Consider the following 13,855-nt stretch of genomic DNA (forward strand, 5'->3'; position numbering starts at 1 on the left):
CCCCCCCCCCCCGCCACCGCCGCCGCACTCCTCGCCTGGCAACACGACGCCGCCATTCTCTGGAACATCCGCTCCGCCGCGCCGCACGCCCGACACTTTGACGACGCCGACTGGTCCGCCCTCTGGCGCGAGACCGACCACGCCCTCTACCAACGCGACGCCCAACTCCCCCCCGACTGGATCGACACCGCCGAACGTGTCCTTGCCACCACCCGCCTCCCCCGTTTTTCGCCCTGGCGCGCCTTCCTCCCCAAAAACCTCGCGCCATTCCTGGCGACCGCGCTTGTTGCCATTGTTTGCCTTGCGCCACCCATTCGCGCCGCCGCCACGAACGGCGCGAACATCCAACATCCAACATCCAACGCCCAACATCCAAGTCCCGCCCCCAAACTCGACGATGCGCAGCGTCGCCTGCCTGAACCTTCGATGTTGGATGTTGGACATTCGGCGTTCGATGTTCGCGCCGCAGGCGCGTATGCCACCGCCGACTTCAAAACCGCCGAAGCCCTCTGGCGTATCCAACTCACCACTACCCCGACTGACTGGACTGCGCGTTACAACCTCTCCCTTGCCCTTGCCCAGCAAGACCGCTGGACGGAAAGCGCCGCGCAAGCCATTGCCGCCTTCGTCCAGCACCCGCGTGACGACTCCGTCAACTGGCAACTCCACCTCGCCCTTTCCAAAGCCGGCTACACCCCCGCTGAAACCCTCCCCTTCATCAGCGACAGCCCCTTGGGCAACCTCGCTCAACTGGCCCCCCCCCCCCTCTGGCAATACAAACTCGCCGCCGGCATCTTTCTCATCGCCCTGTCCCTCGCGCTTGCGCTGGCCCGCGCCTACCGCCGCCTCGAACGCTGGTCCTCCATCGTTGCCACGCTTGCCCTCATCAGTGGACTCCTTGCCACTGCTGCCGCGATTCTTGCCCTCCACATTTACGGCCCCTTGACGGACACCCACGCCGCTCTCGTCTGGCGAGCCTCCACACTCTACTCGGTGCCCACGGAAGTGGACGAAAACCAGAAAACCACGCCCATCCTCCCCGGCGCGCTCGTCATTCAGGAAAAAGACTATCTAGGCTGGCAACGAGTCCGCTTCCCCAACGGCCAGACCGGCTGGCTCCGCACCGAAAACCTCACCCCCCTCTGGCGCGCTCCATGATCCCGCACTGCGGCCCGCAGCAAGTATTTCCCGGTTGGCAATCCCTTTTGCCTGACTGCTACACGAGAAATATGTTTTAATAAACAACAAGTTACGTCAGTTATTGCAAATCTGGCATCGCGTGCCAGATTTGCACACATGATCGACCGACACGTCTTTCTCCCTCTTCAAAAAGCCCTTGAGCGCACCCCATCCGTCGCGCTTCTTGGCCCCCGGCAAACAGGCAAAACCACCCTTGCGTTGCAACTCGGCACCACCCGCCCGTCTATTTATCTCGACCTCGAAGACCCCGCCGACCGCACGAAACTTGAGGATGCGAAAACCTATCTCGCCGGTCATCAGGACAAGCTTGTCATCCTCGACGAAGTTCACCGTGCGCCGGAGATATTCCAAACCCTGCGCGGCCTTATTGACCAAGGTCGCCGCCAAGGCCGGGCCGCGGGACAATTTCTCCTGTTGGGTTCCGCATCCATCGACCTGCTGAAACAATCTGGAGAAAGTCTGGCCGGGCGGATTTCCTACATCGAACTGACGCCCTTCGACGCACTGGAGACCGGCCCCGATGAGACAGACCGGCTTTGGGTTCGGGGCGGCTTCCCGCCGAGCTTCCTTGCCGCCAACGACCGTGACAGCCTCGACTGGCGCGAAGATTTCATCCGCACCTATCTCGAACGCGACATCCCGCAATTCGGCCCAAGAATACCCGCCGAAACCTTGCGGCGTTTCTGGACCATGCTGGCTCACCATCAAGCCGGATTGCACAACGCAGCGGCGCTGGCGGCGGGACTTGGCGTTGATGGGAAAACCGTGGCCCGTTATCTTGATCTTCTGGTTGACCTCCTGCTGGTGCGACGCCTTCCGGCCTGGCACCACAATGCCGGCAAACGTCTGGTCAAATCCCCAAAAGTTCTGATCCGAGACAGCGGCATTGCCCTCGCGCTTTTGCGGATCGGCGACAAGGAGCAATTGCTCGGACATCCGGTGGCCGGAGCCAGTTGGGAAGCCTTTGTGATCGAAACGTTGATCAACGCAGCACCACGCGGCACCGAGGCGAATTTTTACAGAACGTCCAGCGGACACGAAATTGACCTCATCCTGACCTTGCCGGACGGCGCCTTGTGCGCGATTGAAATCAAACGCAGTTCCGCGCCCAAGGTGGAGCCGGGATTTTACGCCGCTTGCGACGACCTGAAGCCAGCCAAACGTTTCGTCGTGTATCCGGGGAACGAACGTTTCCCTTTGGGCGCAGACACGGAAGTCCTCAATTTGCCCGCTCTGGCCGGCCAGTTGCAAGGTCTGTAAAATCCAATTCACGGATACAGAGCCGCCTTCCCCTCCCCCGCTCGCGCCGCAGACGCCCACGCCGCCTGCGCCACCGCTGACTTCAAAACCGCCGAAGCCCTCTGGCGTACCCAACTCGCCACTACCCCGACTGACTGGACTGCGCGTTACAACCTCTCCCTTGCCCTTGCCCAGCAAGACCGCTGGCCCGAAAGCGCCGCGCAAGCCACTCGCTGGAATCAGAATTCATTAAGGGAAGCTCGTCTTTTTCGGCGAGGGCAAGGGGCGTCTCGGCCAGCGGAAGCGAGTCCCACGCGGTGACATCGCCAGCAGCGATGCCGGGCGCGGGGGCAAAAACTACGCCGCTCATGAAATCGACAAGGACAGGATCACGCAAGGGAAGCGGTTCGAGTCCGCCAACTTGAAGATCCGGGGTGGTCATGGAGGGCGGAGCGTCGGCCTGCCACCAAGCGACAAAGGAAGATTTCGCAGTGCCGTGCCGCGTCCAAACCCAGGCTGCGGTCGTCTCGCAGCGACGCATGTCAAGAGCTGTGGCGGGAGCGGGGGCGAAGGTGTTGTCGAAGACCGAAAACACATGCTGCGCGGCGAACCAGGCCGGTTTTTTGTAGGCCACCGTTTTGTCGGGAGCGATACAGAGCTGGCCCTTGGGATTCCGTCCGGCGTGGAGAGAACCATGCTTTTTTTCGTAATGCATGTCGGCGATCTGGAAGAGATTCATCGGGATGGCGCGGGCGTGATGCGCGAGCAGGCGGCGGATGTTCCAGGCAGCCTGCTTGCGTTCGGTCCAGTCGAAGCGCCCCAAGGCGAGAAAACGCGAGCACTCGGACGGGCTGCCGGTTTCGCCCTGGCGAAGCGTGATGCGCGAATCATAGCGGGCGCAAAGGCGTTGTAACGAACGAACGGTTGCAAAGGTGTCGTCGGGATTGTGCGGGTAGAAATGGAAACTGATTTCGTCGATCAAGGGCAGTCCTCCCCGCTCCGAAATAAACTGAAGAAACTTCCCCGCGTAGTTGCGCTCGTCGTGAAGAGCGAGCGCAAGGGCGACAAGACGCGCCTTCGGGTCCGCGTTGCGAATGACTCTGGCCGTGCGCAAATAAAAGGCGGCGTAGTCCTCCGGCGGGATTTTTGCGATATCGGGTTCGTTCCAGATTTCCCATGTATCCACTTTCCCATGATAGCGGTCGGTCATGGCGCCGATCCATCGATCCCATGCCAGCAGGGCTTCTTCTGAAGTGGGCAACCCTTCGGCCAGCCCGATGCCTCCGCCACCCGGATAGGCGGGATTTCCATAGGCTGTCTGGAGCCAGGGGCGCACGCCACAGGAAAGACAGCCGTCCACGATTTCATCAAGCCAGGCCCAGTCGTAACCGGCTCCCGGTTTTGGTTCGCAGCGCGCCCAGCCGGCCTGGATGCGGGCCTGCGTCGCGCCCAACTCGCCGACATACGGGGCCAGTGGGGCAAAATCGACATAGGCCCGGTCGATCGTTTCGAGACCGATGCTCCAGGGCGAATCGCCGATTTCGCGGGCGGTACGGGGACGAATGCGGGCAATGGGTGTCCAGCCGCGCGAAACGAGTTGAGGAATGAGATCGGTATTGGGCTTCATGCCGGGACAGGATTGGGCGCAACGGCGCCGGAGCCAATTTCCCCGGCTTGTATAAACGGGACAATCGCTGTCATAAAACGATCATGAGCCAGCAGACGGACCTGATTTTGGAGCTGTTGTGGTATTGGGAGGGACCGGTTTCCCGGTATTATCGGGAGACGGATGCATGGCGTTCGAGTCGGGAGCTCTCGTGCTGGCATTTGCGCAAGGGATGGGTGGAGCTGTTGTGGGAGAACGGACGACGCCGGGTGGAGGCCGGGCATCTGATCGTGCCGCCACCGTTGCGTCGAAACGAGATTTTCTCGAAGGATGCGGAGGTGAGTTCGCTGCGAATCAACGCACTTGGCCAGGACGGACGAATGCTGTTTTGCCCAAGGGAGCCGTTTATCCTGCCCGGCCGCAGGGCCGCTGGCATCCGGGAGGAAATCAATGCGTTGGGGACGGTTTTGCGTAGTAGTATGAAACTGGATACGGGATGCAAGGCGTTCCTTTCGGAAATGGACATCCCGCTGCGAACCCTGCTTCGGTTGCGGGCGATTTTGGCGGCCTGCTTCGAAAAGCTGCTGGAGGCGGCCAAAAAACAGGGCGGCGTGCCGCTGGCGGATGCCGATCATCATCCTGCGGTGGTTCAGGCGTTGAATTATCTGTCAAAAAGAGATCTTCGCTCGCCGCTGAAGGAAGAGGAGGCGTCGGCGTTTGCCGGGATCAGTCTGCCCCACTTGAGGCGGCTTTTTCGGGCTCAGACGGGATTTACGTTAAAAGAGTGGGACGCCAACCGACTGTCGGCTTCGGCGAAACGCGCCTTGGCCACGGGAAACGCGACATGTAAGGAAATCGCCCACACGCACGGATTTTGCTCCGCCTCGCATTTCAGTCACTGGTTCCGGCAGACGCAGGGTTGTTCACCGCTCGAATGGCGGTCGCGGAAAGCCGCCGATGACATGGTATGATTTTGATCCGGAAGCGTTACTCGGTGCTCAACGGAACACCGCGAGCGAGATCGCTGCCAGCACCAAGCCCCCACCGAGCAGGCGTCCGCGCAACACGGTGAAAGAGAGGGTCTGCTCCTCATTGGAGAACCAGTGCCCGATCAGCCAGACCGCAACGACGCTCTACAGTGTCTAAAAAAACAAGTTATCTTGTCACAACCGACAGAGCGAGCAGACGGCGGAATTCGGCACGGTTGCGCGCATCATAAAAATCCACCGGATTATAGTCGTCCGTCAGAAGCATGCCACGCTGCTTGTCCGTCAGGACGCTCGCGTTCGCAAAAAACATCCGCGCGCGCTCCCGCACCCGCTCCGGCGCGTTGGAAAAATCCGGCGTGCGCAGCGGGCGCGCATCCGGCCTCTGCGTCGCGACAAAAAATACGTTTTCCGTCCCCGTCGCGCGCGGCTGGGCGTGAATGCGCACCGTCGCAAACACGTCGGCCAGCGTGCGGTCGAGCGCGCGCAGGAAAAAATCGCGCCCCGGCTGGAACGAGCCAAATGTGTTGATCACCAGCGTGCCTCCAGGCCGGAGCCTCGCACGCATGGCGTCCAGCGCCTCGCGCGTCATCAGATGCGACGGCGGCGACTCCCCCAAAAACGCGTCCAGGATGATCGTGTCGTAGAGTTTTGTTCCCGATCCCAATCCCGATCCCGCCGCCGTAAACTGGCGTCCGTCGCCGATGTGCACGCGCACCAGCGAAGGATCGAAGTCGAAAAAACGCTCTGCCAGCGGCAGCACCGCCGGGTTGATCTCCACCACATCCACCGACGCGCCTTCCCTCGCAAACTGCATCGGCACGATGCCCACGCCCATGCCGATGCACAGCACGTCGCGAATCTCGCCCGGCGCATACGCGCGCGCCAACCCGTGCAGCATGTAGGTGAAGAGCGACTCGCTCTGCTTCGTCGCTGGCAGATAGCTGTTCTGAATCAACAGATCGTTGAGATAATAACGGATGCCGGTGGAGGCATCATCCACCACCTCCACCATGCCAAAGTTGGAGTTGCCCCGATGCAAAAACGCGAACCGCTCCAGCCGGTGCGGCGCGGTGCGCGCAGCCAGCCACATCCCGCCCACCGCCGTAGCCAGAACAAGGATACAGGCCACCGCGCCCCCTTTCCACCGGCAGGCCGCGAAATATCCCAGAGCCACCAGCGCCAGCACGCCCGCCGTGCCAAACATGATCGTCGAATTGGCGAAAAACGGCACCAACAAATACCCCACCGCCACCGTCCCCGCCACGCTGCCGAGCGTGCTGATGGCCGACAACCGCCCCACGCTGCCGCCCACGTTGTCGAGCGACGCCGTCAACTGCCGCACCAAAAACGGAGGCACGATGCCAAGCAGCACCAGCGGCGGGAAAAACAAAAACGCCGACGCCAGCAGCGACCCCGCGGCCAGGTTGAGTCGCAGGCTGGCGAGCGCCACCGGTTCGCAGGCGAGCACCGTCAGCACAAGCAGCAGCGATGCCAGCAAGATCGCCCCGTACATGCGCACGGCGGGACGCGGGCTGCGATCCGCCAGCCAGCCGCCCAGCGCATAACCGGCGGCGAGCGCCACCAGCGTCACGCCGATCTGCGCAGTCCACACGAAGTGCGACGTGCCGATATAGGGCGCGAGCATCTTGGCGCCTAGGATCTCCACGATCATGACCGCCGCGCCGCTGATGCACGCCGTGGCGAGCAAGTAAATGCGCAGCGCGCCGCCCACGGCGGATGCTCCGGGGGCAGGTGAGTCGGTGGCGGACGAAGCGGAAGGGCGGAGTTTTTTGGTGCGCGCGGACATCACCGCACCCAATCACACCGCGCCGCCTCCTGTCACGCCGAACAATGGACAGTGGGCAGTGAACAGTGAGCAGTGAGCAGTGAAGCAGTGAGCAGTGAGCAGTGAATGAATGGAGCAGGGGGGGGGGCTGCCCACTGCTTCACTGTTCATTGTTCACTGTTTCACTGTTCACTGTAGTGCTACTTGCTCCACGATCTCCAAACCGTGACCGTCGAGGCCGACGACGCGGCGGGGGTTGTTCGAGAGGAGGCGGATGCGCTTCAAACCCAGCGCCACCAAAATCTGCGCGCCGATACCGTAGGCGCGAAAATCCATTGCCGCCGCGTCGGGCTTGCCCTCAAGCCGCCGGATAATCTCCGCCCCGGCCTGCAAATGCTCCATGTAAAGCACCACGCCGCGACCCGCCCGCGCGATCGCCTCAAGCGACGCCTCAAGCGAATGCCGGCTGTCGGAGCCGCGCAGACGAAACACGTCGCCCAAAATGTTCTCCGCCTGCACCCGCACCAGCACAGGCTCCGCGCCAAGCGCGCCAAGCGTGAACGCGAGGTGGTGACGTCCGTCGAGCCGGTTGCGGAAAACATGCAGCGTGAAATCGCCAAATTCGCTCGGAAACGGCCGCGTGCATACACGCTCCACCAACTGGTCGCGCTGCGAACGAAATTCGATGAGCTGCGCGATGGAGATCATTTTGAGCCCAAATTTTTTCTTGAACTCAAGGAGCTGCGGCAGGCGTTGCACGGTGCCGTCGTCGTTGACCAGTTCGCACAACACGCCGCTCGGATGGAGACCGGCGAGCGTGGCCAGATCGACGGCGGCCTCGGTGTGTCCTGCCCGTTCCAATACACCACCCGGCCGCGCGCGAAGCGGGAACACATGGCCCGGCTGCACGAGTTGGTCGGGACGCGTTTCGGGGTCGGCGAGCAGGCGGATGGTGCGCGTGCGATCGTAGGCGCTGATGCCCGTCGTGATGCCGTCCGCCGCATCGACGGTGACGGTAAAATCGGTGCGCTGCACCTCGCGGTTTTGCTGCACCATGGGGCCGAGGCCGAGGCGGCGCAGTTGCGGGTCGATGGTGGGCACGCACACGATGCCGCTGCAGTAGCGGATCATCATGTTGACGGTCTCCGGCATGGCCTTGGACGCGGCCATGATAAGATCGCCTTCGTTTTCGCGGTCCTCGTCATCGGTTACGATGACGAGCTTGCCGGCGGCGATGTCCTGAATCGCGGATTCAACAGAGTCGAAAGGAGAAGGCGTGGTGTCGGCCATGGCGTGGAAAACGGTAAGAGAAAGCTGAAACGCGGAAAACTGAAACCGAAAAAACTGAACCCCGAAGCATCATTACGAAGGTCCGTATTTTAGCTTTCAGGGAGATTCTAAAAATTGGAAAAACAGCGAAGACGCAAAGCCGCAAAGATCAGAGCAAAGAATTGTGAGTTTTTGCATCTCATTTATTTTTAGTTAACTACAAAACAATCAAAGAGATTTCTTCCTTTGCGCCTTGGCGACTTTGCTGTTCAAAAACGTAGTTTTAGGAGTTCCCTTCAGCTTTCAGTTTTCAGCTTTTCCCCAAACTCCACCAACTCCACATCGAAGATCAGGGTGGCGCGCGGTTCGATTTTGCCGCGGATGCCTTTTTCGCCGTAGGCGAGCCAGAATGGAATGATGAGCGTGCGTTTCTCGCCGCGCCTCATGGTCAGCACCGCCTCGTCCCAACCCGCAATGACACGGCCCATGCCAACGGGGAAATTAAACGGTCCGCCGTGGTCAGCCGAGGAGTCGAAAGGCGTGCCGTCGATGAAACGCCCCGCGTAGTGAACCGTCGCGATCTGACCGCGCTGCGGCACGGGACCGGCGGGATCGACGCCGGGCCGCAGGACGACGTAACGCAAACCGCTTTCGGTTGTCAGCGCCTGCGGATACTGGCGGGCGATGACCTTGGCGTCGCGTTCGGGCAGGCGCGTGGCTTCATCGGCCATGGCCTGGCGCATGGCCGCGTTGATCGGAATGCCCGGGTGCTTGCGCGCGGCGACACCCGTGCGCACCACGATGCCGATGAGCAACAGGATCGCGCCGAGAAGCAGGAGATAGACAAAACTACGCATCCCGTTTTCGCGACGCTCCCTTACGGCAGATACGAACAAATATACTCAGCCAGCGCGCCCTTCACCTCGATGGTGAAACCCGACTTCGCGGGCACATCGAAATACGAACCCGCCGCGTAATCCTTCGTGGCGGTCTGGCCGTCGAGGGTCACCCGGCAGGCGCCGGCGACGATCTCCATGCGTTCGGCGGCGTCGGTGCCGAAATGGTAGGAACCGGGGCGAATGAGCCCGAGGGTCTTCTTGGTGCCGTCAGCGAAAACCACGGTGTGGCTGACGACGTTGCCGTCGAAATAAACGTTGGCCTTGGTCAGCACCGTGACGCTGGCGAATTGAGCAGGAATGGAGGACATGGATTTTGCGATGAAGAGTCGGAGAATGTGTAACGCCCCCTGAAAACACTCCAACCGCAAACTTGCACGACGAAAGTCCGCCCGCTCACATTGCGGACGTTTTTTCCAAGTTCCAAACTTCCACCATGAGCACACTCGCCACGATTCAAGCTGCCGGCCAAGCCGGCCAACTCCTCCCCGCCACCGTCGCCAACCTCACCGCCTGGCTCGGTGTCGCGCTGCCCAAGTGGGCGACCGACAGCATTGACGAACTCGTGTCCAAACAAGCGTGGGGTGAACTCAACGACCGCTTTTATCGAGACATGGCCTTCGGCACCGGCGGCATGAGAGGACGCACCATCGGCGTCGTCACCGCCACCGCCGAAACCGGCACGCTCAACGCCCAAGGCACGCCCGAACACGCCGCCATCGGCAGCAACATTCTTAACGACTTCACGCTCACCCGCGCCACTATCGGACTCTTCCGCTACACCCAAAAACACCTTGCCGCCACCGGTCGCGCCGCCACCGCCCCCAAGCTCGTCATCGCGCATGACGTGCGCCACTTCTCGCGCCACTTCTGCGAACTCTCCGCCTCCATCTGGACGCAACTCGGCGGCGAGGCGCTCATCTTCGACGGCCCCCGCTCCACGCCCCAGCTCAGTTTTTCCGTGCGCAAATTCGCCGCCCACGCCGGCGTTGTCATCACGGCCAGCCACAACCCGCCCCACGACAACGGATTCAAGGCCTACTTCGAGGACGGCGCGCAAGTCGTCCCACCGCACGACGAGGGCATCGTGGCCGAGGTCAACGCCGTGGCGCTCTCCGAACTCGGTTCCTATCTCAACAAAAACATTTCCCAAGTCACCGTCCTCGGACGCGATGCCGATGACGCCTACCTCGCCGTGGCCGCGCAAGCCGTGATTGACCGTGATGTATTCAAAAAAGCTGACGCCGCCGGCAAACCCCTGCGCGTCGTCTTCACCAACATCCACGGCACCGGCGCCGTGGCCTCGCTCCCGCTGCTCAAGGCGGCCGGTTGCGACGTGCGTCCCGTGCCCGAACAACTCGCGCCCGACGGACGTTTCCCAACCGTCAAATCGCCCAATCCCGAAAACGCCGAGGCGCTCGCCATGGCCGTTGCCCTCGCCGAAAAAGACGGTCTCGACCTCGTTCTCGCCACCGATCCCGACGCCGACCGCGTGGGCTGCGCCGTGCGCGGCAAGGACGGACGCATGCACTTGCTCACCGGCAACCAGGTTGGTGCCTTGCTCACCGAGTATCGCCTAACCAAATACAAAGAGCTGGGTTGGATTCCGCAAAACGGTTCCGACCGCGTGGCCGTTATCAAGACGTTTGTCACCACCTCCATGCAGGACACCATCGGGCGCAGGCACGGGGTAAAAGTCATCAACACGCTCACCGGCTTCAAGTGGATCGCCGCCAAGATTCGCCGCTACGAAGAACAACTCAAAGCCGCGCTCGCAAACTCCGCCCCCCCCCCCCCCCCCGGCCCTTTCGATTACGACGCCACGCCCTTCACCGAGCGCGCGCGGCTGTTGCAGGAGCACGCCACGTTCTACGCCTTCGGTTGCGAGGAGAGTTATGGATACCTCGCCAACGACTCCGTCCGCGACAAGGACGCCAACTCCGCCGCCCTCATGGTCGCCGAACTCGCCGCCGCGCTCAAACTGCAAGGTCTCACCGTTCCCGAATACCTCGACCGCCTTTATCTCAAATACGGCTTCTTCCTCGAAGGCGTGATCAACATTTATTACGAAGGCGCGAGCGGCGCGGCGAAGATCAAGCGCATCCTCGACACCTACCGTTCCTCGCCGCCCAAGGCGTTTGGCGACGTGGCCGTGACGCAATTTCAAGACTTCGGACGCGAGCAAATCAAGGACGCCGACGGTGAACTCATCCCGCAACAGGATCTTTACATTGTGTCATTGGCCAACGGATACAGCTTCGCTGCGCGCGGCAGCGGCACGGAGCCGAAGATGAAGTTTTACGTTTTCGCCAGTGCCAAGGTTTCCGACGCCGCCGCGCTGGAGGGAGTAAAAGCGCAGGTGAAAGCCGAACTCGATCGCGTGAAAGCCCTTATCGAAGCCGACGCGAAACAGCGGGCGGAATAATGCCGGCAAAGCCGGAAATCCCAAATCCCAAAATCCCAAAGGGAATCCGCGTCTTGGGACGCTCTGTTTTTTGGGATTTGGCCTTTTGGGATTTGGGATTTCCGGCTTTGCCGGCGCTACACTTCCAGCACCTGTCCGCCGGAAAGCGGATGGACGAGGTGGCCGCGTTTTTGCGCGGCGGCGGCGAAGGCTTGCGCGTCCTGCGCGATGGGAGGCCAGGTGTTGTAGTGCATGGGCACGGCGTGGCGCGGTTTGAGAAAATCGAGGGCGTCGAGCGCATCCTCCGGCCCCATCGTGAAATTGTCGCCGATGGGCAGCAGCGCGACATCAAGCCCGCCGCGTCCGATGAGTTGCATGTCCAGAAAAAGCGCCGTGTCGCCGGCGTGATAGAGCCGTTTGCCATCGGCCTCGACGATGAGGCCGCAAGGCACGCCCATGTAGATCGGATTGAGGCCGGCGTTGAGGCTGGAGGTGTGGTGCGCGAGGGTGAGCTTGACGCGGCCAAAGGGAAACCGGTGCGCGCCGCCGGGATTCATGCCGTGGTTTTTGGGCGCGCCGCTGGCGGCAAAATACTCGGCGATTTCGTAGTTGGCGATAATCGTGGCGTTGTTGGCCTGCGCGATGGCAAGGGCGTCGCACGAATGGTCCTCGTGTCCGTGCGAGACGAGGATGTAGTCACACTTCACATCGGCGGCGGTGAGCGGGGCGTTGGGATTGCCGGTGAGGAAGGGGTCGATCACGAGGCGGGCGGCGGCGGTTTCGACCAGAAAACAGGAGTGTCCGTAATAGGTGATGCGCATGGGGTGAAGTTTGGGAAGGGAGGCCGAATGTCGAAAGTCTAGAGCATTTTCGGTTTATTTTGTCTCACGCGGAGGCGCGGAGAACGCAGAGGAAGGGAAATGTAATATTTTTAATTTATTTATACTTAGTAACATGGGTTTTCTCTGCGGCTCTGCGTGATCTCTTAAATCTTGCGGCAAATTGAACCGACAATGCTCTAAAAGTCGAGAGACGGAAAGCGAAGGCAGGCCGGGGGGGGGGGAATAATTCTTCGCTGATTTGCGATTGATGTCGGAGGCGGACGGGACGTGTTTGGGAGGCGCATGTTGTTTCAAGTCGAGTATCGCCGGTATCGGCTGGCCTTTCGGACGCCAGTGCGCACCGCGCATGGCGTGTGGCGGGAACGCGAGGGTTTGCTGGTGCGCCTGACCAATGAGACGGGGCAAACGGGTTTCGGCGAGGCGGCGCCGATTCCGTGGTTTGGCACGGAGTCGGTCGATGAGGCGGAGGCGTGCCTGCGCGACTTGGGCGGGGGCGACGAGCGGGCACGCACAACGGACGAGTTGCTCGACGCGGTGCCGGCGCGGTTGGGTTGCGTGCGTTGTGCGTTGGCGATGGCGCGGCGTCCGGCGGGGGGGGGGGGGGGGGGAGGGGATGTCGTTGCAACGCGCCCTTCCTGTGGCGGCGCTGTTGCCGGCGGGACGCGCCGCGCTGGAATGCATCGGCCCCAAGGCGGAACTGGGTTTTCGGACGTTCAAGTGGAAGGTCGGCGCCGGTGACGCGGCGGACGAACTCGCATTGCTCGACGACGTGATCGCAGCGCTGCCATCGGGCTCGCGTCTGCGGCTCGACGCCAACGGCGCCTGGGACCGGCGCACCGCCGGGCGGTGGCTGGACCGCGTGGCGAATTATCCGGTGGAGTTTGTCGAGCAACCGGTGTCCGCGCACGGCGATACAGGGACGGCGGGGGCCAGCGAACGCGAACGCAGGCAGGCGGAAGATTTGCTGCTCGGGCTGGCGGGAGATTATCCGACGCGGCTGGCGCTCGACGAGTCACTGACGGGCGCGGCGGACGTGGAACGCTGGCTGGGCCTGGGCTGGCCGGGACTCTGGGTAGTGAAAACGTCACTACTGGGCGACGCGCACGGTGCGTTAAAGCGGCTGGCGGCGGCGGGCGTGGCGCGTGGAGACGTGGTGTTTTCGTCGGCGCTGGAAACGGCGGTGGGCGCACGCGCCGCACTCGAACTGGCTTTCGCGTGGTCAGAGGGGGGGGGGGGGGGGAAGGATGTTCCGCGGGCCTTGGGTTTTGGCGTGTGGCCGTTGTTCACCGACGCGGCGCGGGCGTGCGACGGGCTGGGCGAGGTGCCGTTTGTGCGCCCACGCGACCTGACACGGCTGGATGCCGGGGCGGTGTGGGCGTCGGTGGGGTGACTTACCTATGGAGGGCGGGTCTCCCGACCCGCCGACGGCGTGCAACGCCGCCCTTCCGTTTTTCCCGGATGGGCGCGGCTGCGCCGCGTCTGGCGGGTCGGGAGACCCGCCCTCCGCAATATCAGTGCCTCCGGCGCACGATCACATAGCCCAAGCATCGCCAGTCCGGCGAGCGCCGCATACGTGCTCGGCTCGGGCACGGCGGCAGGACCAAAGCCAAAGGGCGGGACGCCC

Annotated in this window: 10 protein-coding genes and 3 pseudogenes; 6 read left to right on the forward strand and 7 right to left on the reverse strand. The window is 62.3% G+C overall.

Annotated features, from left to right (window positions below):
• Window positions 1-1,158, forward strand: a pseudogene (locus tag OBACDRAFT_RS06535) (BatD family protein); the annotation flags it as partial.
• Between the two features lie 138 nt (window positions 1,159-1,296).
• On the forward strand, window positions 1,297-2,460 hold the full coding sequence (locus tag OBACDRAFT_RS06540) for an ATP-binding protein (RefSeq protein ID WP_043583956.1): 1,164 nt from the start codon (window positions 1,297-1,299) through the stop codon (window positions 2,458-2,460).
• 121 nt (window positions 2,461-2,581) lie between these two features.
• Here OBACDRAFT_RS06540 and OBACDRAFT_RS06545 read toward each other — a convergent pair whose 3' ends face one another.
• Window positions 2,582-4,066, reverse strand: a complete 1,485-nt coding sequence (locus OBACDRAFT_RS06545; protein WP_052361348.1) for a GH39 family glycosyl hydrolase — start codon at window positions 4,064-4,066, stop codon at window positions 2,582-2,584.
• 83 nt (window positions 4,067-4,149) lie between these two features.
• Here OBACDRAFT_RS06545 and OBACDRAFT_RS06550 point away from each other — a divergent pair, with 83 nt between their 5' ends.
• Window positions 4,150-5,016, forward strand: a complete 867-nt coding sequence (locus tag OBACDRAFT_RS06550) for a helix-turn-helix transcriptional regulator (protein WP_043583958.1) — start codon at window positions 4,150-4,152, stop codon at window positions 5,014-5,016.
• A gap of 184 nt (window positions 5,017-5,200) precedes the next feature.
• Here OBACDRAFT_RS06550 and OBACDRAFT_RS06555 read toward each other — a convergent pair whose 3' ends face one another.
• From OBACDRAFT_RS06555 to ppnP, 4 genes are all read right to left on the reverse strand, one after another.
• Entirely contained in the window at window positions 5,201-6,841 is a 1,641-nt protein-coding gene (locus OBACDRAFT_RS06555) for a fused MFS/spermidine synthase (protein ID WP_157836936.1), read from the reverse strand.
• A 168-nt stretch (window positions 6,842-7,009) separates the two neighbouring features.
• A complete protein-coding gene (ribB, locus tag OBACDRAFT_RS06560) occupies window positions 7,010-8,110 on the reverse strand; it encodes a 3,4-dihydroxy-2-butanone-4-phosphate synthase (protein WP_043583960.1) in 1,101 nt (366 codons plus the stop codon).
• A gap of 275 nt (window positions 8,111-8,385) precedes the next feature.
• On the reverse strand, window positions 8,386-8,946 hold the full coding sequence (locus tag OBACDRAFT_RS06565) for an FKBP-type peptidyl-prolyl cis-trans isomerase (RefSeq protein WP_043583961.1): 561 nt from the start codon (window positions 8,944-8,946) through the stop codon (window positions 8,386-8,388).
• A gap of 20 nt (window positions 8,947-8,966) precedes the next feature.
• Window positions 8,967-9,296 carry a pyrimidine/purine nucleoside phosphorylase gene (gene ppnP / locus OBACDRAFT_RS06570; protein WP_043583963.1) on the reverse strand — a complete coding sequence of 110 codons (330 nt, stop codon included), beginning with the start codon at window positions 9,294-9,296 and terminating at the stop codon, window positions 8,967-8,969.
• Between the two features lie 125 nt (window positions 9,297-9,421).
• Between ppnP and OBACDRAFT_RS06575 the strand changes: the two genes are divergently transcribed.
• On the forward strand, window positions 9,422-11,410 hold the full coding sequence (locus OBACDRAFT_RS06575) for a phospho-sugar mutase (protein WP_043584077.1): 1,989 nt from the start codon (window positions 9,422-9,424) through the stop codon (window positions 11,408-11,410).
• A 116-nt stretch (window positions 11,411-11,526) separates the two neighbouring features.
• Here the strand turns inward: OBACDRAFT_RS06575 and OBACDRAFT_RS06580 are convergent, their stop codons facing one another.
• On the reverse strand, window positions 11,527-12,210 hold the full coding sequence (locus tag OBACDRAFT_RS06580; RefSeq protein WP_043583965.1) for a metal-dependent hydrolase: 684 nt from the start codon (window positions 12,208-12,210) through the stop codon (window positions 11,527-11,529).
• A 303-nt stretch (window positions 12,211-12,513) separates the two neighbouring features.
• On the opposite strand from OBACDRAFT_RS06580, the pseudogene OBACDRAFT_RS31050 reads away from it, so the two are divergent.
• Together OBACDRAFT_RS31050 and OBACDRAFT_RS06585 are read left to right on the forward strand one after the other, a co-directional pair.
• Window positions 12,514-12,651 (forward strand): annotated as a pseudogene (locus tag OBACDRAFT_RS31050) (o-succinylbenzoate synthase); the annotation flags it as partial.
• 142 nt (window positions 12,652-12,793) lie between these two features.
• Window positions 12,794-13,621: an enolase C-terminal domain-like protein gene (locus OBACDRAFT_RS06585; protein WP_232766750.1), complete on the forward strand. Its 828-nt coding sequence runs from the start codon at window positions 12,794-12,796 to the stop codon at window positions 13,619-13,621.
• A 5-nt stretch (window positions 13,622-13,626) separates the two neighbouring features.
• Here the strand turns inward: OBACDRAFT_RS06585 and OBACDRAFT_RS31200 are convergent.
• Window positions 13,627-13,824: pseudogene (locus tag OBACDRAFT_RS31200) on the reverse strand (PEP-CTERM sorting domain-containing protein); the annotation flags it as partial.
• Window positions 13,825-13,855: the final 31 nt, after the last annotated feature.

Origin of the sequence: Geminisphaera colitermitum TAV2, assembly GCF_000171235.2 — a bacterium.
Taxonomy (GTDB): domain Bacteria; phylum Verrucomicrobiota; class Verrucomicrobiia; order Opitutales; family Opitutaceae; genus Geminisphaera; species Geminisphaera colitermitum.

Coding starts and splice junctions, on each gene's coding strand:
- OBACDRAFT_RS06545 (WP_052361348.1), bottom strand. CDS start 4,066: ATGAAGCCCAATACCGATCTCATTCCTCAACTCGTTTCGCGCGGCTGG.
- OBACDRAFT_RS06540 (WP_043583956.1), top strand. CDS start 1,297: ATGATCGACCGACACGTCTTTCTCCCTCTTCAAAAAGCCCTTGAGCGC.
- ribB (WP_043583960.1), bottom strand. CDS start 8,110: ATGGCCGACACCACGCCTTCTCCTTTCGACTCTGTTGAATCCGCGATT.
- OBACDRAFT_RS06555 (WP_157836936.1), bottom strand. CDS start 6,841: ATGTCCGCGCGCACCAAAAAACTCCGCCCTTCCGCTTCGTCCGCCACC.
- OBACDRAFT_RS06580 (WP_043583965.1), bottom strand. CDS start 12,210: ATGCGCATCACCTATTACGGACACTCCTGTTTTCTGGTCGAAACCGCC.
- OBACDRAFT_RS06565 (WP_043583961.1), bottom strand. CDS start 8,946: ATGCGTAGTTTTGTCTATCTCCTGCTTCTCGGCGCGATCCTGTTGCTC.
- OBACDRAFT_RS06575 (WP_043584077.1), top strand. CDS start 9,422: ATGAGCACACTCGCCACGATTCAAGCTGCCGGCCAAGCCGGCCAACTC.
- OBACDRAFT_RS06550 (WP_043583958.1), top strand. CDS start 4,150: ATGAGCCAGCAGACGGACCTGATTTTGGAGCTGTTGTGGTATTGGGAG.
- ppnP (WP_043583963.1), bottom strand. CDS start 9,296: ATGTCCTCCATTCCTGCTCAATTCGCCAGCGTCACGGTGCTGACCAAG.